We start from the raw sequence: 23,287 nt of genomic DNA on the forward strand, positions 1-23,287 counted from the left end.
GCGGGCCCGTTCCCGGGCGGAGGCGGGCCTACGGTCGGGGCATGGCACGCACCTCCTCATCGCCACACCCCCTTTCGTCACCACGTACCCCCTTCTCGCCCGCGTTCTGGCGCAGCCCGCTGCGCGGCCCCTGGTTCACCTCGGTGCTCGGAGTCGTGCTGCTCGGCGGGATCACCGTGCTCTTCGTGACCGGGCTGCTGTCGTACGCCGCCTACAACCCCGACCTGTCACGGGTGAACGACAAGACGCCGGACAAGGGGCTCCTCGGCTTCTACCTCTTCTCCTGGCCGACCGACCCGCACTGGCTGTACCGCCTCGTCCAGGGCGTCCACGTCACTCTCGGGATCACCCTGATCCCCGTGCTCCTGGCCAAGCTGTGGTCCGTCGTACCGAAGCTGTTCACGCTGCCGCCCGCCCGGTCGCCGGCACACGCGCTGGAGCGGCTGTCGCTGGTGCTCCTGGTCGGCGGCGGCCTCTTCGAGTTCGTGACCGGCGTGCTCAACGTCCAGTTGGACTACGTCTTCCCCGGCTCCTTCTACCCCCTGCACTTCTACGGCGCCTGGGTGTTCTTCGCCGCCTTCGTCGTGCACGCCGTACTCAAGACGCCGATGGCTCTGCGCAACCTGCGTCAACTACGGGAAGAGAAGAGCGAGTTGGTGTCCCCGGACCCCGTCGAGCCCACCGTGACCCGGCGCGGCGCCCTCGGGCTGGTCGGCGGCGGCTCACTGCTGCTGTTCGCCACCACGGCCGGGCAGAACTTCGACGGGCCGCTGCGCAGGACCGCCCTGCTCGCCCCGCACGGGGGTGCCGAACCGGGCGGCGGGCCCGGCGGCTTCCAGATCAACAAGACCGCCGCGTACGCCGGGATCGACGCGGCCGAGACGGGCGAGGAGGTGTGGCGGCTGGTCGTCGTCGGACGTGACCGGACCGTACGGCTCAGCCGCGCCGACCTGCTCCAACTGCCTCTGCACAGCGCCGCGTTGCCCATCGCCTGCGTGGAGGGCTGGTCGACCTCCGACCAGTGGTGGCGCGGCGTGCGGCTGCGCGACCTCGCCGGCCTCGTCGGACACGACGATCCGCCCGACGTCCTCGTGGAGTCACTGCAACGCCGTGGCGCCTTCCGGCGGGCCGCCCTGCGCGCCAACCAGGTCGCCGACCCCCGGTCCCTGCTCGCCCTGTTCGTCAACGGCGAGGACCTGACCCCGGATCACGGCCACCCGGCGCGGGTCATCGTGCCCGCCGCGCCCGGGGTGGTCAACACCAAGTGGGTGGCCCGGATGACGTTCGGAGGAGACCTGTGAGGCGGCCCCGCCCCCGGCTCGTCGTCGGCAGCCCGCTGCAGCTCCTGCTCCTGGCCTGCTCGTTCGCCCTCGCCGCGTACGCGGGCGTACGGCTGCTCGCGGGGGACTGGTTCGGGGTCGCACTGTGGATCGTGGGCGCGGCCCTCCTGCACGACCTGGTGCTGCTGCCGCTGTACGCCGTGCTCGACCGCGCCCTCGTGAAGGCGGCGGGCCGCAGGCGGGCGCAGGTGGCGTACGTCCGCGTGCCGGCCGCCCTCTCCGGGCTGCTGCTGCTCGTGTGGTTCCCGCTGATCAGCGGGCGGGTGGCGGGGCGTTACGCCTCCGCCACCGGCCTGTCCCCGGACGGCTTCCTGGCCCGCTGGCTGCTCCTGACGGCCGCACTGTTCGGCGGCTCGGCGCTGCTGTTCCTGCTGCGGCTGCGGCTGCGCAGGGCGACGAAGGAACGCCCGTCGGCCGCCCACTGACCGTCGGCACACCACCCCGCGCGCTCGGCATACCGCAGCAGGGCCGGTGTGCCGAGCCGTGCCCAGGGGAACGGGCTGCCGGTCGCGCCCCGGGCGTCGGTCACGTGAACCAGTACGCGTTCGTCGAGGTCCAGCCCCGGCACGGTCTCGACGATCAACAGTCCACCAGGACTCAGCAGTTGGGCCATCCGGTCCAGAAGGGCCGCCGGATCACCGCCGATACCCACGTTCCCGTCGATCAGGAGCGCCGTGCCCCAACGGCCCTCGCCGGGCAGCGACTCGAAGACCGAGCGACGCAGCGCCGGTCCGCCGAGCGCCCCCGTCCGGGAGACGGCCGCCTCGCTGACGTCGATGCCGAGCACCCGCCGCCCCCGCGCGCCCAGGGCCGCGACCAGACGCCCCGGCCCGCAGCCGACGTCGAGGACAGCGCCCTCGCAGTGCCGCAGCACCCTCAGGTCCGCCGCGTCGGCGTCGGCGCACCAGCGCTCCACCTCCAGCGGGAGCAGCCAGCCGTCGTCCCGGCGCAGGAAGAGCGGGCCGCGACCGGTGCGCAGGGCGTCCGCGTAGGGGTCGGCGGACCAGGGCCCGGCGTCGGCGACAGGCACCCGCTGCCGCACGATCCCGGTCGCACGCGTCGGGTCTGTGACCTCGGTGGTGAGCATCGGCCCCCTGGCCTCGGTGGTGCGTGTCGGGTCCGTGGCCTCGGTGGTGCGCGTCGGGTCCGTGACCCCTGCCGTGCGTATCGGCCCCCTGGCCTCCGTCGTGCTCACGGGGCCGGAAGCCTGCGTCGTGTTCGTGGTGCCCGAAGCGCCTGCGGTGTTCGTGGGGCCGGAAGCCTGCGTCGTGTTTGTGGTGCCCGAAGCGCCTGCGGTGTTCGTGGGGCCGGAAGCCTGCGTCGTGTTTGTGGTGCCCGAAGCGCCTGCCATGCTCATCACGCTCGAAGCCCCCGACGTACTCATCGCCCCCGAAGCCCCTGCCATGCTCATCGCCCCCGAAACCCCCGATGTACTCATCGCGCCCACAGCCCCCGCCGTGCTCATCGGGCCCCGGTCGTGCTGAGCCGGGCCAGTTCTGTCGCGAAGTGCCCGCCGGGGGCGGCGCGGGCGACCACGGCCGCGTCGTAGGCCGTGTCCACGTCCCTGAGGGGTGGTAGGTCCCGCACCCTCAGCCCGGCGAGCCGCGCCCGCTGGGCGGCGCCTGTCGAGGGCGTCGACATCGGCACCCCCAACAGCAGGGCGGGGTCCGGAGCGGCCAGGCCCAGCGCCCAGAAGCCGCCGTCCTCGGCGGGCCCGAAGTACGCGTCGCAGTCCGCGAAGTCCACGGTGAGCAGCGCCGGCGTCACCTGCGGGGTGTCCATGCCGATGAGAAGGGCCGGGCCGTCGCAGCCCGCGAAGGCGGCGGCCAGCCGTTCGTCGAGGCCGCCCGCGCACTGCTGTACGACCCCGAAGCCGGGCGGCAGCCACGGGCCGGGCTCGCCCTCCAGGACGAGGACCCGGCGCCGCGCGGGCGTCCGCGCCACCGCGTCCAGGGTGTCCGCGAGGGACGCCTCCGCGAGCGCGGCCGCCTCCCGGGGCGTGAACGGCGGGGTCAGCCGGGTCTTCACCCGGCCCGGGCGAGGCTCCTTGGCGATGACGAGCAGTGTGGTCACGCGTGGATTCCCTTCTCGGTGGCCGTCCCGGTCCCGGTCAGTACGCGGCTCATGTCCCGAACCGCCTGCCAGGTGCCGAGCCAGGTGCCGGTCACCTTGGAGGCGCCGGTGCGCGGGCGGTAGGGGACGTCGTGCTCGGTGATGCGCCAGCCCGCGTCGGCCGCGCGGACGACCATCTCCAGCGGATAGCCGCTGCGCCGGTCCGTGAGGCCGAGGGCGAGCAGCGGCTCGCGCCGGGCGGCGCGCAGCGGGCCGAGGTCGTGCAGGCGCAGTCCGGTGCGGCGGCGGAGCAGCCGGGTCAGGGCGAGGTTGCCGGCCCGGGCGTGCGCCGGCCAGGCGCCACGGGTCTGCGGGCGGCGCCGGCCGAGGACCAGGTCCGCCTCACCGGCCTGCACCTCGCGGACGAACGGCTCCAGGCCGGCCGGGTCGAGGGAGGCGTCGCAGTCGCAGAAGCAGACGATGTCGGCCGTGGCGGCCGTCAGGCCCGCGTGGCAGGCGGCGCCGAACCCGCGCCGCTCCTCGTGCACGACCTTCGCGCCGAGGGCGTGGGCGATACGGGCCGAGCCGTCCGTGGACCCGTTGTCCACGACCAGCGCCCGCCAGCCGGGCGGGATGCGTTCCAGCACCCACGGCAGTGCCTCGGCCTCGTCGAGGCAGGGGAGGACGACGTCCACGGAGACGGGGTCCCGGGCGGGATCGGAAGAGGTGGTCACGGCTCTCACCCTACGAGCGCAAAACTCGCATATCGGGCCTCGGCTTCTTACGAAACGCGGACGTCGGCAGCCCGGGGCGTCGGCGGACCGCCGGCGGTGCGAGGCTGGCGGCATGGAGCAGCAGCCGCACGAACGGGCCGGGGCCCGGGTCCTCGTCGTGGACGACGACCCGACGGTCGCCGAGGTCGTCTCCGGGTATCTCGACCGGGCCGGATATGTCGTCGACCGCGCCGGGGACGGGCCCGACGCGCTCGCTCTGGCCGCCGCGCACTGGCCGGACCTCGTCGTCCTCGACCTGATGCTGCCGGGGATGGACGGTCTCGAAGTGTGCCGGCGGATGCGCGGGCGCGGACCCGTCCCGGTCATCATGCTCACCGCCCGCGGTGACGAGGACGACCGCATCCTCGGCCTGGAGGTCGGCGCGGACGACTACGTCACCAAGCCCTTCAGCCCTCGTGAACTCGTCCTGCGCGTGGAGTCCGTGCTGCGCCGCGCCCGCCCGGCCCAGCCGTCCGGCACCCTCCGCGCGGCCGGGCTCGCCCTGGACCCGGCGGCCCGCCGCGCCGCCAAGAACGGCACCGAACTCGCCCTCACCGTCCGGGAGTTCGACCTCCTCGCCTTCTTCCTGCGGCACCCCGGCCGGGTCTTCAGCCGTGAGGACCTGATGCGGGAGGTGTGGGGCTGGGACTTCGGTGACCTGTCGACCGTGACCGTCCACGTCCGGCGGCTGCGGGGGAAGGTCGAGGACGATCCGGCCAGGCCCCGTCTGATCCAGACCGTGTGGGGCGTGGGTTATCGCTTCGAGGGCGAGGCGTGAGCCCGCGCGACCCCCCGCCGTCCTGTCGGCGTACGACCCGGTGGCCGAGGCATGCCCCTCGTGCCGTCGGCCGGCTCGCCTTACACTGAGCCAACAAGGGACGTTCGTTTCATATCGGAACCGCCCGTGCGCTACCAGCGGATGTTCGTACTGAGCCTCGCCCTGGTCCTCGTGTCGGTGTCCGCGGTCGCCGTGCGGGCACAGGGCGAGGAACCCGCGCGCGGCCCCACGTTCGGCGCGCGCGCCGCGCAGGCGCTGATCGACGGTGTCCAGTTCGGCGTCATCATCGCGATCACCTCGGTCGGACTCTCGCTGATCTTCGGCACCATCCACCTGATCAACTTCGCGCACGGCGAGTTCGTCACGATCGGCGCCACCTTCGCGTTCTTCCTCAACGCCTCCGCGGCCGGCCCGGGCTGGCACCTGATCCCCGCCGCCCTCGCCGCGGTGGTCTTCGGTGCCCTGCTGGGCGGGGCCGTCGACCGGGGCCTGTGGCGCCCGCTGCGGGCTCGGGGCACCGGCCTGATCAACATGTTCATCGTCACCATCGGTCTCTCGCTGGTGCTGCGGCACGTGGTTCTCGTGCTGTACGGAACCCGGCCCGCCTCCTTCGCGCAGTACGACATCCAGAGCACGATCGGCGTGGGGCCGGCCAGCATCACCCCCCGGGACCTCACGGTCACCCTGCTCGCCGTGCTCGTGCTGCTCGGCGTCGCCGCGCTCCTGCAGAAGACGCGCATCGGCACGGCTGTCCGGGCCGTCTCCGCCAACCGTGATCTCGCCGAGGCCACGGGCATCGACGTTCAGCGCGTGGTGCTGTACGTGTGGATGCTCGGCGGCGGGCTGGCCGCACTCGGCGGGGTCTTCTTCGGCCTCGTCGAAATCATCACCTGGGACATGGGCTTCAAGCTGCTGCTGCTCATGTTCGCGGGGGTCATCCTGGGCGGGCTCGGCTCCGCCTACGGCGCGATGGTCGGCAGCCTCGTCGTCGGCGTCGTCGCCCAGGTGTCCACCCTGTGGTTCCCGGTCGACCTGCAGTACGCGTGGGCGCTGCTCGTCCTGATCGTCGTCCTGCTCGTCCGGCCGCAGGGCATCCTCGGCCGTGCGGAGCGGGTCGGGTGAGGGCGCGCCATGGACTTCTCGGTCATCTTCTCCGACGCCCTCCGCTCCGGCATCGGCCCCATCGCGGCCGTCTACGCACTCGCCGCGATCGGCCTGAACCTGCACTTCGGCTACACGGGACTGCTGAACTTCGGCCAGGTCGGCTTCATGCTGGTCGGCGGCTACGGGCTCGCCATCACGGTGTCGACCTACGATGGCCCGATGTGGCTCGGCGTCCTGGCCGGAGTCGCCTGCGCGATCGTGCTGGCCCTGCTGCTCGGCCTGCCGACCCTGCGGCTGCGCGCCGACTATCTCGCGATCACCACGATCGCGGCGGGGGAGACGCTCCGGCTGTTCTACCGGTCCAGCTGGGCCGAGCCGGTCACCGGCGGGGTGTTCGGACTGCAGAGGTTCGCGAAGGACTTCTACTCGCTCAACCCCATCGATCCCGGCACCTACGGCGTGTGGCTGGTGAGGTTCAGCTCCCGCGACCTGTGGGTGATGATCGTCGGCTGGGCGCTGGTGGTGGCGGCCGCGGTACTGCTCGCCCTGCTGATCCACAGTCCGTGGGGCCGGGTCGTCCGGTCGGTCCGGGAGGACGAGGTCGCCGCCCGCAGCCTCGGCAAGAACGTCTACGCGTACAAGATGCAGAGCCTCGTGCTGGGCGGCGTCATCGGAGCGGTCGCGGGCATGATGCAGGCGATCCAGGTGCAGTCCGTGAATCCCGACAACTACGACCCGGGCGTCACGTTCTTCCTGTACACGCTGCTCGTACTCGGCGGCGCCGGGCGGATCCTCGGGCCGGTCGTCGGCTCGATCCTGTTCTGGTTCGTCCTCAGCTTCCTCGACAGCGCGCTGAGGCAGGCGATCGACGCCGGGTACATATCGCCGGACCTCATCAGTACCTCCGAGGTCGGCGCGGTGCGCTTCGCCCTGGTCGGGGTCGCCCTGATCCTGCTGGTCGCGTTCCGGCCGCAGGGCATTCTCGGCAGCCGGAAGGAGATGCTGCTCAGTGGCCGCTGACACGTTCGGATCCGGTGGTCCCGGGGCCCATGGGGGCACAGGGGCCGGCCGGCTCTCCGGGATCGCCGCCGAGCCGGGGGTGCGCAAACCGGATCCTCTGCTGGTCGTGGACGGGGTGACCCGTACCTTCGGCGGCCTCGTCGCCGTGCGGGTCGAGCACCTGGAGCTGCAGCGCGGGATCATCACGGCGCTCATCGGACCCAACGGAGCCGGGAAGACCACGCTGTTCAACGTGGTGAGCGGGTTCGACCGGGCCGACGGCGGCCGTTGGTCGTTCGACGGACAGCCCCTGGCCGGCTCCCCCGCGCACCGGGTGGCGCGGCGGGGACTGGTCCGTACGTTCCAGCTCACCAGGACGCTCGCCCGGCTCACCGTGATGGAGAACATGCTGCTCGCCGCGCCCGGGCAGCGCGGGGAGGGGGCGCTGCCCGCGCTGCTGCGGCCGCTGTGGCGCGGCCAGGAGCGGGAGTTCGAGCGGCGGGCCGGTGAACTGCTGGACCGGTTCCGGCTCGGGCCCCTGCGCGACGACCACGCCGGCACGCTCTCCGGCGGTCAGCGCAAACTGCTGGAACTGGCCCGGGTGCTGATGGCCCAGCCGGTCATGGTCATGCTTGACGAGCCGATGGCCGGGGTGAACCCCGCGCTGACCCAGTCCTTGCTCGGGCACATCACCCGACTGCGGGACGAGGGACTGACGGTGTGTTTCGTCGAGCACGACATGGACGTGGTGATGGGCATCAGCGACTGGGTGGCCGTCATGGCCGACGGCCGCCTGGTGGCCGAGGGCCCGCCGCACACGATCGGCCGGAACGCCGCGGTCGTGGACGCCTACCTCGGCAAGCGGCACGACGAACCGGGGACGGCGACCGAGGAGGAGGAATAGCCATGTCCGCCGAGGAGCAGGAACCTGTACTGGCCGCCGACGACCTCGTCGCCGGATACGTCCCCGGTGTCGACGTGCTGCGCGGCTGCAGCATCGAGGTGCGCCCGGGCGAGGTGGTCGGCGTGATCGGCCCCAACGGCGCCGGCAAGTCGACCCTCGTCAAGGCGGTCTTCGGGCTGCTGAGAGTGCGCGGCGGGACCGTGCGGCTGCACGGTGAGGAGGTCACCGACCGGCCGGCGCACGAGCTGGTCCGGCGGGGCGTGGGCTACGTACCGCAGCTGCAGAACGTCTTCCCCTCGCTGACCGTCGAGGAGAATCTGCGGATGGGCGTCTATCTGCGGCCCAAGGACTACGCACGGCGCGCCACCGCGGTGGAGGAGCTCTTCCCCGTGCTGGCCGACCGCCGCAGGCAGAAGGCCGGCGCGATGTCCGGCGGCGAACGCCAGATGCTCGCGATGGCGCGCGCGCTGATGATGGAGCCGCAACTGCTGCTGCTCGACGAGCCGTCGGCCGGTCTGTCGCCGCTCCACCAGGACCACGTCTTCGACCGGTGCGGACTGATCAACCGCGCGGGCGTCGCCATCCTCATGGTCGAGCAGAACGCCCGCAGGTGCCTGCAGATCTGCGACCGCGGCTACGTCCTCGACCAGGGCCGCAACGCGTACACCGGCACGGGTACGGCCCTGCTGCACGACGAGAAGGTGATCGAGCTCTACCTCGGCACGCTCGCCCGCGTCCGTTGACTCCCGTCCCCCTCGCTCCTCCCGGTCACTCCTCGGCCTTGCTGGTCTCGGTCCGCAGGGTCTGCAACTGTCCCTGGTCGTCGTAGCCGTACACCTCGATCGTCGCCTGGCCGGGTTCGCCCGTGCCGGTGAAGTCGAGCGGACCGCTCACACCGTCGTAGTCGATGTTCCTGCCGTCGGCGAGCAGTTCCTTGCAGGCGGCGAACGAGTTGCACTTCTCGCCGTCCTTGGTGATCCCGTTGATCTCCTTCACGTAGTCGCCCGGGTCGTCGGACTCCGCCTTCTCGGCGGCGAGCGCGATGGTCGTCGTGCAGTCGAAGACCTGTGGTGCGAACTGCAGCTCCTTCAGCTGCGGCGCGAACTTCTTCAGGTCCTTCACGTACTGCTCGTTCTCCGCCGACGCCGGTGCGGTTCCCTTCATGCCGGAGAGCCTGCCGGGCTGGCCGGGGGAGACCAGCGAGGCCAGTTCCTCGCTGCGCAGTCCGTCGGCGCCGTAGACACCGATCCGGTCGGGCCCGAGTCCGGACTCGATCATGCCCTGAAGGATCTGCGTGCCCTCCTCGAACGCGATCACCACGGCCGCGTCCGGCCTGGAGTCCTCCACCCTCTGGACGACCTGGTCGAAGTTGCTCGCCTTCGGGTCGTAGGTCTCGGCGAGCGTCACCGTCGCACCGCGCTCCTCGAGCGTCTTCCGGGTGGCCTCCAGCAGGCCGCGCCCGTAGTCGTCGGCCCGTGCCACCAGGGCCACCCGGTTGTGGCCGTCCTCGCGGACGACGTCCGCCAGGATGGGCCCCTGCAGCGAGTCGCTCGGGACGGTACGGAAATAGAACCCGTCGTCCTCGTAGTCCGTGAAGGTGGGCGCGGTGTTGGACCCCGAACACTGCACGACGCCCGCTCCGGTCACCCGGTCGATGAACGCCAGCGACATTCCGGAGGCCGCGGCACCGATGACCGCGTCCACGCCCGCCGCCAGGACCCGGTCGGCCGACTGCGCGGCAACGGCCTCCTGGCCCGCCTCGTCACTGGAGACCACCGTCGGCACGGGCTTGCCCAGGACCCCGCCGGCGTCGTTGATCTTCTGTATCGCGAACTTCAGCGACTCGATCTGCGGCGGGCCGAGGTAGGCCAGCTGCCCCGTCTCGGGCAGGACATAGCCGAACTGGAGCTCACCATCGCCCGGCTCGGCCGGGACCGCGGACCGGGCACTGCCCGTCGTACCGCAGACAGCTATCACCAGAGCGGCCGCGCTCGTGAAGATCGCGGACCGCCGTATCGACGCCTTCATCTCCGCCTCCGCTCGGTACAGGCGACGGTGGTCGACAGGCCGGCCATCCGCCCGCCCTCTGTACATGATCCTAGAACTCATCCGAATGCCCGAAAAGGGTGAATGGTCAGCATTTGTTGATGACCGGGCCCGGCGGTCCGGATCGTGCACCCTGATCAGCCGGACTGATCAGCCGGACCTGCCCTGGCGCATCCCCGCCCGCGCGAACTCCCGCATCCCCTCCCCGAAGCCCACCCCCGCCTTCCAGCCCAGCTCAGCCCGCAGCCGCGCCGAGTCCGCCGTGATGTGCCGTACGTCCCCCAGCCGGTACTCCCCGGTCACCACCGGCTCCGGACCGCCGTAGGCCAAAGCCAGCGCCCGGGCCATCTCGCCGACCGTGTGCGGCTCGCCGCTGCCGGTGTTGTACGCGGTCAGCGCGCCCCCCAGCGCTCCCGCCTCCAGGGCCGCCACATTGGCCGCGGCCACATCCCGTACGTGCACGAAGTCCCGCCGCTGGCGGCCGTCCTCATAGACCCGCGGGGCCTCACCGCGGGCGAGTGCCGACCGGAAGAAGGAGGCGACCCCGGCGTACGGGGTGTCGCGGGGCATGCCCGGGCCGTACACGTTGTGGTAGCGCAGCGACACCGCCGAGCCGCCCGTGGCCCGCGCCCACGCCGCCGCCAGGTGTTCCTGGGCGAGCTTCGTCGTCGCGTAGACGTTGCGCGGGTCGACCGGGGCGTCCTCGCCGACCAGTCCGGGCGACAGCTCGGCCCCGCACACCGGGCACCGGGGCTCGAAGCGCCCGGCGTCCAGGTCGGGGACGGCACGCGGTCCGGGCCGGACCACCCCGTGCCGGACGCAGGTGTAGCGGCCCTCGCCGTACACCACCATCGACCCGGCGAGCACCAGCCGGCGTACGCCCGCGTCGGCCATGGCGGTGAGCAGCACGGCCGTACCGAGGTCGTTGCGGGAGACGTACTCCGCCGCGTCGGAGAAGCCGGCGCCCAGACCGACCATCGCCGCCTGATGACAGACGGCGTCGACGCCGGTCAGAGCGCGGCTGACGGTGTCGGGGTTGCGGACGTCCGACGCCGGGTCGGCGCGGACGTCGTAGACGAGGGGCTCGTGCCCGCGAGCCCGCAGGGCCTCGACGACATGGGACCCGATGAACCCGGCACCGCCGGTGACCAGTACACGCATGCGGCAACGCTAGGACCGCGGGCGGCCGGTAAGGCCCGGCGCGCCCGGTACGTCACGGCTTCGTAAGACCCGGAGGGCCCAGCGGGAGCGCCATCGTGAAGACCGTCATCCCCGGCTCGCTGCTCAGCTCGATCGTGCCGCCGTGCGCCGCGACCAGGGAGCGGGCGACCGCGAGGCCCAGACCACTGCCGCCGCGGTCGCGGCTGCGGGCCTTGTCCACGCGGTAGAAGCGGTCGAAGACCCGGGCGCGGTCGTCGGGCGGGATGCCGGGGCCCGCGTCCGCGACCCGCACCAGCGCCCGGCCGGGCTCGGCGGAGACCGTCACGGACACCTCGGTGTCCGCCGGGGTGTGCACGGCCGCGTTGGTGAGCAGGTTGTCCAGGACCTGGCGGATGCGCTGCGGGTCCACGCGCAGTATCAGGGTCTCGGGGTCGGCCGTCACCGTCAGCGGATGGTCGGGGTGGCTCGCCTGGAACGCGTCGGCCGCGTGGTCGACGAGCTCCACCAGGTCGGCCTCCAAGGGGCGCAGCGGGGTCTCCACCTCGGCCGCGTCGAGGCGGGCCAGCAGCAGCAGGTCGTCGAGGAGAAAGCCCATCCGCGCGGCCTCGGCGCGCAGCCGGGCCAGGTGTTTGTCGCGTTCCCCGGGGGCGTTGGCGGCGGCGTACTGGAAGAGGTCCGCGTAGCCCCGTACGGACATCAGCGGGGTCCGCAGTTCGTGCGAGGCGTCCGCGACGAAGCGGCGCAGCCGCTGCTCGGCCTCCGCACGGACCGCCAGGGAGTCGTCGATGTGCTCCAGCATCGTGTTGAACGCCGTGCGCAGCTCGTCCACCTCCGGGCCGCCGTCCCGGCCGTCCGCGCGCAGCGGCAGCCGGGCCGCCGACTCCGTCAGGTCGTGCGAGGTGATGCCGTGCGCGGTCGAGGCCATGTCGCTCAGCGGCTGCAGTCCGCGCCGCAGCAGCTTCCGCCCGAGCACCACCAGCGCCAGCACCGCCAGCGCGAACGCGATCACCTGCACGGTGATCAGCCGGTCCACGGTGTCCTCGATCTCCGCCATGGGAGCGGCACTGACCAGCACCACCCCGGGCTCGACCTCGCAGGCCCGCAGCCGGTACAGGCCCTCCCCGTCGATGTTCACGGTGCTCATCAGCTCGGTGTCGGAGTGCGCCATGCTCTCGGCGAGCGTGGTGAGCGGGCGGGTGTCGTGCGGGATGTCGGCGGGCTGACGCAGGACCGCCGCCTCGTCCGACACGTCGTACACCGCGGTGAACCAGCCCCAGTACGGCTTCTGCGTCACCGTGCCGTTGGCCGCGGCGTCCTCGGACTGCACGGTCTGGACGACCTTCAGCTGGTAGCCCAGCTGGCTGTCCAGGTAGTCCCGCATGTACATCGTCAGGGCGTAGCCCACGACGGCGAAGACCACCAGGGACAGCGCGCCGAGGCCCAGCGCCAGCCGGGTGCCCAGGCGCAGCCTGCGATAGACGTGGCGAAAGCGCCTGAGGACACCCTTCACTCCGCGGCCTGCCGGACCACGTAGCCGAAGCCCCGGACGGTGTGGATCAGCGGCTCGCCCGTCGCGTCGAGCTTGCGGCGCAGCCGGCTGACGACCAGCTCCACGACGTTCGAGCGGCCACCGAAGCCGTACTCCCACACGTGGTCCAGGATCTGCGCCTTGGTCAGCACGGTCGGCGACTTGCGCATCAGATAGCGCAACACCTCGTACTCGGTCGGCGTGAGCGTCAGCAGATGCTCGTCGCGCCGCACCTCACGGGTGTCCTCGTCCATCGTCAGATCCGCCACCCGCAGCACGGAGCGCTGGAACCCGGGCCCGGCACTGCGCCGCAGCACCGTCCGCAGCCGGGCCATCAGCTCCTCCACCGCGAACGGCTTGACCAGGTAGTCGTCCCCGCCCCGGGTCAGGCCGGCCACCCGGTCGGCGACCGCGTCCCGGGCGGTGAGGAACACCACCGGCACCATCGTCCCGGAGCGCCGCAGCCGGTCCAGCACGCCGAAGCCGTCGATGTCGGGCAGCATGAGGTCGAGCACCACGATGTCCGGATGGAACTCGGCGGCGCGGCTCAGCGCCTCCTCACCCGAGTTCGCGGTGACCGCGTCCCATCCCTCGTAGCGGGCGACCGTCGCCACGAGGTCGGCGATCGGCGGGTCGTCGTCCACGACGAGGAGTCGTACTTTGTCCACCCGCCCATACTGCGTCACCGGACCCCCGCACCGGAGCGCCGGTGTCCGCCGTGGCCACATCGATAAGCACTTGAAAGTCGTACGACAGTAAACCGACAGCTCCCTGCGGGGAAGCTCGGTACCCCAGCCCCGATCAAGGAGCTCGCCGAGTGACTGCCGTCCAATCGCCCCCCGCGCCCCCCACGGTGATGAAACGACCCAGGGTGGTGGCCCGCACGGGCCTGTACGCCGTGCTGGCCGCGAACGCGGCCGTGGTGACCTACTTCTTCACCGAGGCCGGCTTCGCGTCGAACGCCCTCATCGTGCTGGGCCGGCTGGCGGGCCTGTACGGTGCGCTCCTCATGGCCTTCCAGCTGGTGCTGGTGGCCCGGCTGCCCTGGCTCGACCGCCGCATCGGGATGGACCGGCTCACCTCCTGGCACCGCTGGACCGGCTTCGGCATCCTCTTCACGCTGCTCGCGCACGTCGTCTTCATCAGCTTCGGCTACGCCGAGTCCTCCGGCATGGACCCGGTCAGCCAGCTGGTCGACCTCGCCGAGACCGTCGAGGGAGTGCTCCGCGCGGTCGTCGCGCTGGCGATCATCATCGTGGTGGGCGCCGTCTCGGGCCGCTACGCCCGGCGCCGCCTCGCGTACGAGACCTGGCACTTCATCCACCTGTACACCTACGTCGCCGTGGTGCTGGCCTTCACTCACCAGGTCGCGGTCGGCACCAGCTTCACCTCGTCGTCCGCCGCCACGACGTACTGGTACGGCGTGTGGGGCGTCGCGCTCACCTCGGTGTTCCTCGGCCGCCTGGTGCTGCCGCTGTGGCGCAACTGGCGCCACCAGCTGCGCGTCACCGCGGTCGTCCCCGAGTCCGACAACGTCGTCTCGGTCTACATGACCGGCCGCGACCTCGACCGCATGCCCGCCCGGGCCGGCCAGTTCTTCCTGTGGCGCTTCATGACCCGGGACCGCTGGTGGCAGGCCAACCCCTTCTCCCTGTCGGCCGCGCCCGACGGCCGCACCCTGCGCCTGACCGCCAAGGCCGCGGGCGCCGGCAGCGCCGCCCTGCGGCACGTGAAGGTCGGCACGCGCGTCTTCGCCGAGGGCCCCTACGGCGCCTTCACCGCGCTGCACCGCACCCGCCCCGAGTCCGTGCTCATCGCCGGCGGTGTCGGCGTCACCCCCATCCGCGCCCTCCTGGAGGAACTGCAGGGCCACGCCGTCGTCATCTACCGCGTCGCCACCGACCGGGACGCGGTCCTCTACGACGAGCTGCGCGACCTCGCCCACGCCAAGGGCTGCGAACTGCACCTGGTGACCGGCCCCGCCGTCCCGGACAGGCTGGCGCCCGGCGAGCTGGCCCGGCTGGTGCCGGACATCGCCGACCGGGACGTCTTCCTGTGCGGGCCGCCGCCGATGATGAACGCGGTGCTGGGCAGCCTGCGCGAGCTGGACGTGCCCAAGCCGCAGATCCACTTCGAGCGCTTCAGCCTGGCGGGATGAGGAAGACACCGTGAAACGAGCAATCCCTGTCGTGGTTCTGAGCATCGCGGGTCTGGTCCCCGTCTGGCTCTACCAACCGTCGGCCGACACGTCCACCGTCCAGGTCATCACGCCCGCGCCGTCACCGTCCTCCTCGTCCGGGACCTCGGGATCCTCCTCCCACGTCGTCGCGGGCCCGACCGTGACGACGGAGAAGGGCCCCGTGCAGGTGGAGGTGACCTTCGAGGGTGACGAGATCAGCTCCGTGCGGATGCTTCAGCAGCCGAACCACCCGCAGACCACGGCGGCGGTGCCGAAGCTGATCGCCCAGACGCTTCAGGCGCAGAGCGCGGACGTCGACACGGTGTCGGGCGCGACCATCACGAGCGACGGCTACCGGGAGTCCCTCCAGGCCGCGATCGACGAGAACGCGTCGGCGGCGTCCGCCTCGCCCGCCGCCTCTTCGGCCCCCGCTTCGCAGGCCGTCGCGGGCCCGACCGTGACGACGGAGAAGGGCCCCGTGCAGGTGGAGGTGACCTTCGAGGGTGACGAGATCAGCTCCGTGCGGATGCTTCAGCAGCCGAACCACCCGCAGACCACGGCGGCGGTGCCGAAGCTGATCGCCCAGACGCTTCAGGCGCAGAGCGCGGACGTCGACACGGTGTCGGGCGCGACCATCACGAGCGACGGCTACCGGGAGTCCCTCCAGGCCGCGATCGACGCGAAGGGCTGACCGTCATGCACCGCGTCGAACACGTCATGGGCTTCCCGGTCTCGCTGCGGGTCGACGACGAGCACATCCCCGAATCGGCCGGGGACGCGGTGTTCGCGTGGCTGCACGAGGTCGACGTCCGGTTCAGCCCGTTCAAGCCCGACAGCGAGGTGTCACGCCTCGACCGCGGCGAGCTGTCGCCGGGTGACCTCGGCGCGGACCTGCGCGAGGTCCTCGACCTGTGCGAGCACTACCGGGCCGCCACCGGCGGCGCCTTCGACGTACGGCTGCCCGGCCGCGGCCTCGACCCCTGCGCTGTGGTCAAGGGCTGGTCGGTGCAGCGGGCGGCGGAACTGCTGACGGCGGCCGGGGCGACGCGCTTCTGCCTCAACGCCGGCGGTGACGTGGTCGCCGCCGGCGGTCCCTGGCGCGTGGGCGTACGGCACCCCGAACACGCCGACAAGCTGTGCACCGTCCTGGAGGTCACCGACGGCGCGGTCGCCACCTCCGCCCGCTACGAGCGCGGCGACCACATCATCGACGGCCGCACCGGCCGCCCGGCGACCGGTCTGCTCAGCCTGACCGTCGTCGCCCCGACCCTCACCGAGGCGGACTCGGTCGCCACGGCGGCCTTCGCGATGGGCGCCGAGGGCGTCGAGTGGGCCGCCGCCCGCCCCGGCTGCGAGGTCTTCGCGGTGGACAGGGGCCGGAGGGTACTGCGGACGCCAGCGCTGCCGAGCATTGGGGCATCGGTGAATCCCGAGGTTTCAACCGCGCGCGAGGCGCCGATGCCCTAAGGTGATGCACTGCCGTTTTCAGGATCTGTGGGGGCCTTGTGGACATCACCCTGGGCGTGTTGCTGGAGGAGAGCGGTGTGCCCGACTCCGACGGCGCGACGGACGAACTGGATGACACCGGGCATGCTCCCGCAGCGGGACATCGGAGACGGCAGGGCGTCGGGACTCGGACTCGCATGGTCGAGTTGGGCGAGGACGTTTTGCGAGCCGCGGCCGAGGCCGTCGGACGCGAGGTGGCGCTGGTGGTCGCGGGCGTGGTCGGGGGCATCGACACGCGCGCGGCCGACTCAGGGATGGGCGCACTCGACGCGGGATCGTTCGAAATCGGAGACGTGGAACTGAAGTTCGGGGTCAAGGCCGTGCTGGGAGCAGGCAAGGCCGTGGAGGCCCTTCTCTCGGCCTCAGGTGAGGCAACGGTCGAAGTGACCCTAAAGCTCCAGAAACGGCCCGTGGCACCGACGACCTGATCGAGATGGCGACCGAGGCCGCCGTGGGGCGGCTGCTGAGTGAGGCGGAACGCGACGCGTGGCCGCATGGCGATCTGCGCACTGCCTTCGTGATCGGCACAAGGCACGTGCTGACCGCATGGCACTGTGTCCGGACCCTCGGAGGCACGACGGCACGTATCTGGCTCCGGTTGCAGCCGCCGAGCTCCGCCGCGAAGTTCATGGACGTTCCAGTGAAATACGACGCCCACAGCCCCGCACTCGACGCCGCGCTGCTGACAGTCGACGAGAGCAGGCTTCCGGACAACGGTGGCGCGGACCTCCTGGCCCACCTCGAACGGATCGCCCTGCTTCTGGCGTCGGAGGTGCACGCGCACGATGCCGTACGGGTCGGGGGATTCCCGCTGCGCAACCCGGCACAGTACGCGACTCTGTATGTCGGAAAGGTGCAGACCGCTGACCAGCTGATCGGGGAGAAACCGGCGGTCCGGGTGTCGGTGCATGCTTTCGGCGCCCGCTTCGCGGAGTGGCCTGACGGCATGTCGGGCGGCCCCTTGTTGCGCCGGTCTCCGGACGACGTCGAACGGGTGGTGGGCATCGTCACCGCGTACCCCCGGGCCGCAGGAGACCAAGGCGCGACCGGCGGCACCGTGATCTGCCGGCGCATCAGCGACCTTCGTGAGGTGTTCCCCGAGGTCGAAGAGGCCGTGCGCCGGAGCAGGGTCTGCAAGCCTGGCCGCGCGGGGGCGAACACGGCCGCGGCCGGTCTGCAAGCCGGGGCGAGGGTCTACATCTCGTGCGCGTCCGGCCTGCTCGACCCCTACCGTGAGGTGGTGGCCGAGGTCTGCCGACGGCATGGGCTGGTCCCCGTGTATTCGGGCGACTTCTCGCCCGAGACCGCGCCGACGATGAGCGAGCGGGGTCGGCGGATCGCCGAGTGCCGGATGTTCGTGTTGCTGCTCGCCGACCATTACGTAGAACGTTCGCCCGAAGAGGGTTCGGTTACCGAGTTGGAATACGACGTCGCGGCGGCCGACGCCCGCATTGTCGTTCTCCCCTTCGTGGCTGGCCCGGACTTCCCTTGGTCGGGTCCGCCCTCGGACTCGGTCGATGTGGGCCAGTACGTGGCGGGCTTGCGTGCCATCACCGCTTTCAAGGAGCGACTCGCGGCGCGGCACGAGGTCAGGACGTTCTCGGCACCGGCGGAATTCCGGCTGGAGCTGTTCCAGACCATCGCCCGCCATTTGGCGCCTCGACCGAGTCGGCGGAAGCCGGAGTACTCCCACCGATGGCGGGCGAGGCGCCGAACATTGCCGTCACCGCCGGACATGTGCGCTCTTCCCGCCTACGTCGGTGGCACACCCTTCACCGGCCGCTCCCGAGAACTCGACGACCTCGACGCGTGGGCCCGCTCCACTGACCCGGTCATGGTGGTCGACGCGATCGGCGGCACCGGCAAGAGCGCTCTCGCCTGGGAGTGGGCGACGCAGCGGGCCGGCGTCGTGATGGACGACTTGGCGGGAAGCTTCTGGTGGAGCTTCTACGACGGTTCCGCTTCGATGAAGCGGTTCATGTATGAGCTCCTCGACTACATCAAACCGTCGTTCGACACCAGCAGGGTCCGGAGGGACCAGGCCGCGAGTTCTGTCATCCACGAGCTGAGTCGGCGCCCGTTCCTCGTCGTGCTCGACGGGTTCGAGCGGCTTCTCATGGCCTATCACCGTTCCGATCCCTCCAAGGTGACCGATGACGACGTCGACGCGGACCGGCAGGCACACAAGCACGCGATGATCGAGGGGCTCGGATTCAACTTCGTCCGCCTTCTCGTCAACGCTTCGCCGTCGAAGATCCTCATCAGTACGAGGATGGTCCCGGACGCGCTGGAGGGACCGGGCCGCGGACTGCTGCCCGGCGTCCGGCGCACCAGGCTTCCCGGCCTGAGTGACTACGACGTCCGAGAGCTCCTCGGCCGGCTCGGCGTCATGGGAACCGCGGAGGACATCGGGGACTTCTTCCGCCCGCTGGGCAACCATCCTCTGCTCATCGCGCTAGTGGCCGGGCTGGTGCGGGATCACCGACAGGCACCGGGGAACTTCGGCAGGTGGCGCAGGGATCAGCCCTTCGAGATTCACAAGGTGGACCTCGCGGCCCGCCGGAACCACATCCTCGCTGCGGCTCTGGACGGCCTCGACCTCGCCGAGTCCCGGCTGCTGGGCTGGCTGTCCGTACTGTCCGGGACAGTCGGCTGGGACCTGCTCAGCGGCATCAACCCGTACCGGGAGCTTGTCGAAGGACAGCCCGAAAGGGCCGACGCGCTCTTGGCCACGGCGCTGCGCAGCCTTGAAGACCGCGGACTGCTGTGGTGGAACAGGACAGCCAACACCTACGACATGCATCCCGTGGTGCGGGCCTACGCCCATGAACGGCTCGACAACAGTGAACGCATCGGCGCCAACGAGCGCATTAGGGACTACTTCCAGGCCAATCCGCCAGAGGTTCTCGACAAAGTGACGAGTGTCGAGGACCTGCAACAGACCATCGCACTGTTCCGGGCTCTCACAGGAGCCGAGCAGCATGTGGCGGCCTCATCCGTCTGGACCAGCCAACTGGCGAGCCCCCTACTGGTCGACCTGGGAGCGAATGCCACGGTTGCGGAACTTCTGGAGCCCTACGAGACCACCAGACTGATCGAGCTGAGAGCCAACCTGTCCATCTCGTTGCACTTGGCCGGTCGGCACAGCCGCGGGCTCTCTGTCGAGCTGGCCCTTCTTGAGGACCTTCTTGAGCTTCGTGAAATCCGTGAGGTACGCACTTCTCTAGGCCGCGCGGCAACTCACTACCGGGCCTTGGGCCGGTTGGCTATGTACGCGAAGGCGCTTACTCTGTTGGAAGCTGGCGATCAGGCGGACCGCTACGACGACGCGTTCGCGCTGCGTCTGCGCAAAGCAATTCTGGAGGCTGTCAGCGGAGACACCGTCGCTTCCCGGAACACGCTCGCCGTTCTTGACGCGAGCCACCAAAGCTCCGCGAACAACCCGTGGTTCAGGAGTGACGTCCGCTTTTGGCGACTCGTCCTCGAACATCGGCTCGGTGCGAGCGTAGAGATCACGGAGATCGAAGAGGCTGAACGCGAGTTTGCCAACTGGCGCAACAGATTGCGCCTTTCCGGTCTGAAATTCGAGATGCTCACGGACCGAGGTGAGCATCTCCGCGCCAAGTACATCGCCGATGACATCGACCGGCTGCGCAGAGTCGGTGGGCAGGAGGTAGTGCCCGCGGAGAACGCACTGGCCTTGGCCCACCTTGGGCGGAGACAAGAGGCGGAAGCCGCCATCGAGGAATGCCGCGTGGCGATGTCACGCCTGCACGAGGCCGACCGGCCCCATTACCTCCTGGGGGCGACGCTTGCGTTGCTCGGCAGCGAGGAGCAGGCGGTCGAGAGCGCTCGCCTCGCGCGCCGACGAGCCTGGGCAGATGGCCCCCGCCATACCCACCACTGGGACCTCCGACGGGCTGAAGCGCTTCTGACCAGCCTCGGTGTCCCCCTCGAGGCCCTCCCGGACGCGCGAGCAGAACAGGCAACCTTCCCTCACCAAAGCCGGATTGAGCGAGCACTCCGAGCCTGAGCAAGGACGGCGACTACACGATGTCCCAGGAACGGGCATTGGGAGTCAGGTACATCGCCTCCGGCCCCTTGCGGCCTTTAGAGATTTCGAACTCCACTCGCTGGTTCTTCTCAAGGCTGAAAAAGCCGCTCACTCTGATCGCACTGAAGTGCACGAAAACATCCGGACTGCCATCGTCCGGAGTGATGAAACCAAAGCCCTTCTCGGAGTTGAAGAACTTCACTGTTCCCTGAGCCATACTCACTCCCCAGTCTTCAGCCTCTAGGAATATAGAGGCTTTCGAGCTGGCGCAGCCAGGTCTGAGAGGGACTGTTCCGACAACAGCACAGGGGGTGGGCACCCGGTGAGAACCAGTGGCCCACCCCTTCGGGCGACGGAGCTGGTCAGCCGACGTCGGAGGCGTCCAGGCGGTACAGGGTGTAGTCGGACACGGCCGTGCCGTTCTTCTCGACCCAGGTCGAGACCTCGGTGTCCGAGGAGCCCTGCCCGCTGTCGCTGACGACGATGTAGTGCAACTGGCCGGACTTCACCAGGCTCTTGAGCTTGGTGAGGGTCATGGCGTTGTCGCTGCCGGACCAGCCGCCCATGGAGATCACCGGCTGACCGGACTCCAGGATGACCGAGGACGCGGTCTGGTCGGGGGCCACCGCCAGCAGCCAGGTGGCGCCGTCCTGGTTCTTCTTCAGGTACGCGATCATGTCGGACGAGACCTGGGTGTCACCGCCCATGCCGCCACCTCCGCCGGTCCGACCGGTGCCGGCCTCCGAGGACGAGGTGCTGCCGGACGGCGCCTGTCCCGTCGACTGCCCGGTCCCGGTCCCGCTGGGCGCACTGCCGCTCGGCCGCTGACCGCCGCCCGCGCTGCCGCCGCCGCCCATGCCGCCACCGGTGCTCGGACCAGCCGTCGGGTTGGTGCCGTTGGTGCTCGAGGTGGCCGCCGACACCGAGTACGCGGCGGGACCGGCGAGCAGGGCCACCACCGCGGCCAGGGCGGCACCCCCGTCAGCCGCTGCCGCTGGGTGAACCGGCCGACCAGCAGGGCGATCACCGCGGCCGCGCCCGCGACCCCGGCCACGACCTGAGCGACCGTGTACAGCGTCCCGGAGCCGGAGACCCGCTGGAGCAGCACGACCGCCCAGACCGTGCTGCCCGCGACCGCGGCCGGCAGCACCCAGCCCCACGTCGCCGCCGAGCCCTCACGGAAGGCCCGGTGGAGCATCACGGCGCCGATCCCGGCCAGGGCCGCGATTCCCGGGGCCATGGCGGTGACGTAGTACGGGTGGAAGGTGCCCTCGGCGAGGGCGAAGGTTAGGTAGTGCAGGACGAACCAGCCGCCCCAGAGCATCAGCGCCGCACGCCTGGCGTCGGTCCGGGGGGCCCGTCCGCGCAGCACCAGGCCGCCGGTCAGGGCGACGAGCGCGAAGGGGATCAGCCAGGAGATCTGGCCGCCCATGATCTCGTTGAACATGCGGTAGACGCCGGCGTCGCCGCCGAAGCTCGCCCCGTTGCCCTGCGATCCCGTCGACGCGCTCGCCCCGAAGATCCGGCCGAAGCCGTTGTAGCCGATGACCAGGTCCCAGACCGTGTTGTCGGTCGAGCCGCCGATGTAGGGGCGGGAGGAGGCCGGGATCAGGTCGACGACCACCATTCACCAGGCGCTGGAGACGACGAGCGCGAGGGTGCCGACGGCGAGGTTGCGCAGGCGGCGGCCCACACCGCCCTTGGCGGCCCACAGGTAGACCAGGAAGAACGCGGGCAGGACGACGTACGCCTGCATCATCTTCGTGTTGAACGCGAAGCCGATCGCCACGCCGGACCACACCAGCGGCATCAGCCGCCCGGTGCGCACCGCCTTCATGAGCGTGGCCGCGCCGAGCAGCATCAGGAAGACCAGGACCGGGTCCGGGTTGGTGTCCCGGGTGATGGCGACCGTGATCGGGGTGAGGGTGAGCACGAGGGCGGCGATAGTGCCCGCCACCGGGCCGAAGTCCCGCTTGACCATGCGGTACAGCAGGGCGACGGAGCCGACGCCGACCGCGACCATCGGCAGCGCCAACTGCCAGGTGCCGTAGCCGAGGACGCGGGCCGAGAGACCCATCACCCACAGGGCGAACGGTGGTTTGTCGACGGTGATGAAGCTGCCGGAGTCGAGCGCCCCGAAGAAGAACGCCTTCCAGCTCTTGGTGCCGCTGTAGACGGCGGCGTTGTAGAAGGTGTTGCCGGTGACGGAGGTGAGGTTCCAGGCGTACAGGGCCGTGGCCAGCACCAGGACCGCCCACAGGGCGGGGCGTGCCCAGCGGGGGTTCCTCGGAGCCGCCGGTGAGGAGCCTGCGGGTACGGGCGGCGAGGCCGCCGCCGGCGGGCGGTGCCACCCGGTGCCGGGGCCCGTCCTGCTGGACGGGTGCGGGCAAAGGGGCGAGGGTCGTCATGACGCGTACTCCAGGTTCGCCTGGTGGGAAGGGTGGGCGGGAACCGTGTGGGCGGCGGGGACCTGCGGGGCGCTGGTCCGGCGCGGCAGGGCGGTGACGCGGGGGCGGCCGGTCACGGTGGCGCGCAGCATGCGGCCCATGCCGGGCGGACGTCGTGCGGGGCCTGAAACCGGAGTTCGTCTCCCGCTCCTACAACAGCGGCAGGAAGCCTTCGAGGCCGGTGGAGAGGTCGACGTCCATGTAGGCGACGACGTCCGCATCGGACCGGCTCCACACGTACTTCAGTGCGCGGCCCCGGCCCTTCTGGTCCAGGCGCATGGCGTGGACGTGAGGGAGCCGCAGCGTCAGGCCGGTGGCCACAGGCCGCCGCCGGACGCCTGCCGCCTTCGTTTCGTTCATGCCAGTGACCATCGGGGCCGCTTCTGGGGGATCCCTGAGGCCGCTCTGAGCGGGAG

25 protein-coding genes are annotated in these 23,287 nt (G+C 70.9%); 12 read left to right on the top strand and 13 right to left on the bottom strand.

Annotated elements, in window-relative coordinates; genetic code table 11:
* Window positions 1-41: 41 nt before the first annotated feature.
* On the top strand, window positions 42-1,301 hold the full coding sequence (locus tag ACZ5XS_RS04525; RefSeq protein ID WP_468647714.1) for a molybdopterin-dependent oxidoreductase: 1,260 nt from the start codon (window positions 42-44) through the stop codon (window positions 1,299-1,301).
* A 313-nt stretch (window positions 1,302-1,614) separates the two neighbouring features.
* Here ACZ5XS_RS04525 and ACZ5XS_RS04530 read toward each other — a convergent pair whose 3' ends face one another.
* A complete protein-coding gene (locus ACZ5XS_RS04530) occupies window positions 1,615-2,427 on the bottom strand; it encodes a class I SAM-dependent methyltransferase (RefSeq protein ID WP_468647715.1) in 813 nt (270 codons plus the stop codon).
* On the opposite strand from ACZ5XS_RS04530, the gene ACZ5XS_RS04535 reads away from it, so the two are divergent.
* Window positions 2,408-2,824, top strand: coding sequence for a hypothetical protein (locus tag ACZ5XS_RS04535; RefSeq protein WP_468647716.1), 417 nt, complete (start codon window positions 2,408-2,410; stop codon window positions 2,822-2,824). The genes ACZ5XS_RS04530 and ACZ5XS_RS04535 overlap by 20 nt on opposite strands.
* Here the strand turns inward: ACZ5XS_RS04535 and ACZ5XS_RS04540 are convergent.
* Window positions 2,802-3,413 (bottom strand): TIGR04282 family arsenosugar biosynthesis glycosyltransferase, encoded by a 612-nt coding sequence (locus tag ACZ5XS_RS04540; protein ID WP_468647717.1) that lies wholly within the window; start codon window positions 3,411-3,413, stop codon window positions 2,802-2,804. The genes ACZ5XS_RS04535 and ACZ5XS_RS04540 overlap by 23 nt on opposite strands.
* Window positions 3,410-4,135, bottom strand: coding sequence for a glycosyltransferase family 2 protein (locus ACZ5XS_RS04545; RefSeq protein WP_468647718.1), 726 nt, complete (start codon window positions 4,133-4,135; stop codon window positions 3,410-3,412). Before ACZ5XS_RS04545 ends, ACZ5XS_RS04540 begins: the two co-directional genes overlap by 4 nt.
* A gap of 103 nt (window positions 4,136-4,238) precedes the next feature.
* Between ACZ5XS_RS04545 and ACZ5XS_RS04550 the strand changes: the two genes are divergently transcribed.
* The 5 genes from ACZ5XS_RS04550 (at window position 4,239) to ACZ5XS_RS04570 (ending at window position 8,693) form a co-directional block, all read left to right on the top strand.
* On the top strand, window positions 4,239-4,943 hold the full coding sequence (locus ACZ5XS_RS04550) for a response regulator transcription factor (RefSeq protein WP_468647719.1): 705 nt from the start codon (window positions 4,239-4,241) through the stop codon (window positions 4,941-4,943).
* A 126-nt stretch (window positions 4,944-5,069) separates the two neighbouring features.
* A complete protein-coding gene (locus ACZ5XS_RS04555) occupies window positions 5,070-6,065 on the top strand; it encodes a branched-chain amino acid ABC transporter permease (RefSeq protein WP_468647720.1) in 996 nt (331 codons plus the stop codon).
* Between the two features lie 9 nt (window positions 6,066-6,074).
* On the top strand, window positions 6,075-7,067 hold the full coding sequence (locus tag ACZ5XS_RS04560; RefSeq protein WP_468647721.1) for a branched-chain amino acid ABC transporter permease: 993 nt from the start codon (window positions 6,075-6,077) through the stop codon (window positions 7,065-7,067).
* Window positions 7,057-7,950: an ABC transporter ATP-binding protein gene (locus ACZ5XS_RS04565; RefSeq protein ID WP_468647722.1), complete on the top strand. Its 894-nt coding sequence runs from the start codon at window positions 7,057-7,059 to the stop codon at window positions 7,948-7,950. Before ACZ5XS_RS04560 ends, ACZ5XS_RS04565 begins: the two co-directional genes overlap by 11 nt.
* A 2-nt stretch (window positions 7,951-7,952) precedes the next feature.
* Window positions 7,953-8,693 (top strand): ABC transporter ATP-binding protein, encoded by a 741-nt coding sequence (locus ACZ5XS_RS04570; RefSeq protein ID WP_468647723.1) that lies wholly within the window; start codon window positions 7,953-7,955, stop codon window positions 8,691-8,693.
* 25 nt (window positions 8,694-8,718) lie between these two features.
* Here the strand turns inward: ACZ5XS_RS04570 and ACZ5XS_RS04575 are convergent, their stop codons facing one another.
* From ACZ5XS_RS04575 to ACZ5XS_RS04590, 4 genes are all read right to left on the bottom strand, one after another.
* Complete coding sequence (locus ACZ5XS_RS04575) at window positions 8,719-9,978, bottom strand: ABC transporter substrate-binding protein (protein ID WP_468647724.1); 1,260 nt, start codon at window positions 9,976-9,978, stop codon at window positions 8,719-8,721.
* Window positions 9,979-10,146: 168 nt separating this feature from the next.
* A complete protein-coding gene (locus ACZ5XS_RS04580; RefSeq protein WP_468647725.1) occupies window positions 10,147-11,157 on the bottom strand; it encodes an NAD-dependent epimerase/dehydratase family protein in 1,011 nt (336 codons plus the stop codon).
* Window positions 11,158-11,209: 52 nt separating this feature from the next.
* Window positions 11,210-12,667, bottom strand: coding sequence for a sensor histidine kinase (locus ACZ5XS_RS04585; RefSeq protein WP_468647726.1), 1,458 nt, complete (start codon window positions 12,665-12,667; stop codon window positions 11,210-11,212).
* Window positions 12,664-13,353 carry a response regulator transcription factor gene (locus ACZ5XS_RS04590; RefSeq protein WP_468647727.1) on the bottom strand — a complete coding sequence of 230 codons (690 nt, stop codon included), beginning with the start codon at window positions 13,351-13,353 and terminating at the stop codon, window positions 12,664-12,666. The genes ACZ5XS_RS04585 and ACZ5XS_RS04590 overlap by 4 nt, the downstream gene beginning before the upstream one ends.
* Window positions 13,354-13,541: 188 nt before the next feature.
* Here ACZ5XS_RS04590 and ACZ5XS_RS04595 point away from each other — a divergent pair, with 188 nt between their 5' ends.
* The 5 genes from ACZ5XS_RS04595 to ACZ5XS_RS04615 are packed head-to-tail and all read left to right on the top strand — an operon-like array spanning window position 13,542 to window position 20,403.
* Window positions 13,542-14,843 (top strand): ferredoxin reductase family protein, encoded by a 1,302-nt coding sequence (locus ACZ5XS_RS04595; RefSeq protein ID WP_468647728.1) that lies wholly within the window; start codon window positions 13,542-13,544, stop codon window positions 14,841-14,843.
* A gap of 10 nt (window positions 14,844-14,853) precedes the next feature.
* Window positions 14,854-15,555 carry an FMN-binding protein gene (locus ACZ5XS_RS04600; protein ID WP_468647729.1) on the top strand — a complete coding sequence of 234 codons (702 nt, stop codon included), beginning with the start codon at window positions 14,854-14,856 and terminating at the stop codon, window positions 15,553-15,555.
* A 5-nt stretch (window positions 15,556-15,560) separates the two neighbouring features.
* Window positions 15,561-16,331, top strand: a complete 771-nt coding sequence (locus ACZ5XS_RS04605; protein WP_468647730.1) for an FAD:protein FMN transferase — start codon at window positions 15,561-15,563, stop codon at window positions 16,329-16,331.
* Window positions 16,332-16,369: 38 nt separating this feature from the next.
* Entirely contained in the window at window positions 16,370-16,798 is a 429-nt protein-coding gene (locus ACZ5XS_RS04610; RefSeq protein WP_468647731.1) for a hypothetical protein, read from the top strand.
* A 5-nt stretch (window positions 16,799-16,803) separates the two neighbouring features.
* A complete protein-coding gene (locus ACZ5XS_RS04615; RefSeq protein WP_468647732.1) occupies window positions 16,804-20,403 on the top strand; it encodes a DUF4062 domain-containing protein in 3,600 nt (1,199 codons plus the stop codon).
* Window positions 20,404-20,416: 13 nt separating this feature from the next.
* On the opposite strand, the gene ACZ5XS_RS04620 is transcribed toward ACZ5XS_RS04615, so the two are convergent.
* The 6 genes from ACZ5XS_RS04620 to ACZ5XS_RS04645 all read right to left on the bottom strand — a co-directional run bounded on the left by ACZ5XS_RS04620 (window position 20,417) and on the right by ACZ5XS_RS04645 (window position 23,231).
* Entirely contained in the window at window positions 20,417-20,641 is a 225-nt protein-coding gene (locus ACZ5XS_RS04620) for a cold-shock protein (RefSeq protein WP_468647733.1), read from the bottom strand.
* A 145-nt stretch (window positions 20,642-20,786) separates the two neighbouring features.
* Complete coding sequence (locus tag ACZ5XS_RS04625; protein WP_468647734.1) at window positions 20,787-21,131, bottom strand: mannosyltransferase YkcB-related protein; 345 nt, start codon at window positions 21,129-21,131, stop codon at window positions 20,787-20,789.
* The gene (locus tag ACZ5XS_RS04630) at window positions 21,098-22,051 is read right to left on the bottom strand and encodes a hypothetical protein (RefSeq protein ID WP_468647735.1); all 954 of its coding nucleotides are present in this window, start codon (window positions 22,049-22,051) and stop codon (window positions 21,098-21,100) included. Before ACZ5XS_RS04630 ends, ACZ5XS_RS04625 begins: the two co-directional genes overlap by 34 nt.
* Window positions 22,052-22,669 (bottom strand): ArnT family glycosyltransferase, encoded by a 618-nt coding sequence (locus ACZ5XS_RS04635; protein ID WP_468647736.1) that lies wholly within the window; start codon window positions 22,667-22,669, stop codon window positions 22,052-22,054.
* A 159-nt stretch (window positions 22,670-22,828) separates the two neighbouring features.
* A complete protein-coding gene (locus tag ACZ5XS_RS04640) occupies window positions 22,829-22,963 on the bottom strand; it encodes a hypothetical protein (protein WP_468647737.1) in 135 nt (44 codons plus the stop codon).
* A 58-nt stretch (window positions 22,964-23,021) separates the two neighbouring features.
* The gene (locus ACZ5XS_RS04645; RefSeq protein ID WP_468647738.1) at window positions 23,022-23,231 is read right to left on the bottom strand and encodes a hypothetical protein; all 210 of its coding nucleotides are present in this window, start codon (window positions 23,229-23,231) and stop codon (window positions 23,022-23,024) included.
* Between the last annotated feature and the right edge of the window lie 56 nt (window positions 23,232-23,287).

The sequence above is a fragment of the Streptomyces sp. NPDC033131 genome (assembly GCF_055578365.1).

What these genes read in the sequence shown, in the direction of transcription:
- ACZ5XS_RS04560 (WP_468647721.1), top strand. Translation starts at nt 6,075, where the DNA reads ATGGACTTCTCGGTCATCTTCTCCGACGCCCTCCGCTCCGGCATCGGC.
- ACZ5XS_RS04625 (WP_468647734.1), bottom strand. Translation starts at nt 21,131, where the DNA reads ATGGGCGGTGACACCCAGGTCTCGTCCGACATGATCGCGTACCTGAAG.
- ACZ5XS_RS04550 (WP_468647719.1), top strand. Translation starts at nt 4,239, where the DNA reads ATGGAGCAGCAGCCGCACGAACGGGCCGGGGCCCGGGTCCTCGTCGTG.
- ACZ5XS_RS04525 (WP_468647714.1), top strand. Translation starts at nt 42, where the DNA reads ATGGCACGCACCTCCTCATCGCCACACCCCCTTTCGTCACCACGTACC.
- ACZ5XS_RS04645 (WP_468647738.1), bottom strand. Translation starts at nt 23,231, where the DNA reads ATGAACGAAACGAAGGCGGCAGGCGTCCGGCGGCGGCCTGTGGCCACC.
- ACZ5XS_RS04580 (WP_468647725.1), bottom strand. Translation starts at nt 11,157, where the DNA reads ATGCGTGTACTGGTCACCGGCGGTGCCGGGTTCATCGGGTCCCATGTC.
- ACZ5XS_RS04575 (WP_468647724.1), bottom strand. Translation starts at nt 9,978, where the DNA reads ATGAAGGCGTCGATACGGCGGTCCGCGATCTTCACGAGCGCGGCCGCT.
- ACZ5XS_RS04620 (WP_468647733.1), bottom strand. Translation starts at nt 20,641, where the DNA reads ATGGCTCAGGGAACAGTGAAGTTCTTCAACTCCGAGAAGGGCTTTGGT.
- ACZ5XS_RS04530 (WP_468647715.1), bottom strand. Translation starts at nt 2,427, where the DNA reads ATGCTCACCACCGAGGTCACAGACCCGACGCGTGCGACCGGGATCGTG.
- ACZ5XS_RS04615 (WP_468647732.1), top strand. Translation starts at nt 16,804, where the DNA reads ATGGCGACCGAGGCCGCCGTGGGGCGGCTGCTGAGTGAGGCGGAACGC.
- ACZ5XS_RS04605 (WP_468647730.1), top strand. Translation starts at nt 15,561, where the DNA reads ATGCACCGCGTCGAACACGTCATGGGCTTCCCGGTCTCGCTGCGGGTC.
- ACZ5XS_RS04570 (WP_468647723.1), top strand. Translation starts at nt 7,953, where the DNA reads ATGTCCGCCGAGGAGCAGGAACCTGTACTGGCCGCCGACGACCTCGTC.
- ACZ5XS_RS04630 (WP_468647735.1), bottom strand. Translation starts at nt 22,051, where the DNA reads ATGGTGGTCGTCGACCTGATCCCGGCCTCCTCCCGCCCCTACATCGGC.
- ACZ5XS_RS04595 (WP_468647728.1), top strand. Translation starts at nt 13,542, where the DNA reads ATGAAACGACCCAGGGTGGTGGCCCGCACGGGCCTGTACGCCGTGCTG.
- ACZ5XS_RS04640 (WP_468647737.1), bottom strand. Translation starts at nt 22,963, where the DNA reads ATGCTGCGCGCCACCGTGACCGGCCGCCCCCGCGTCACCGCCCTGCCG.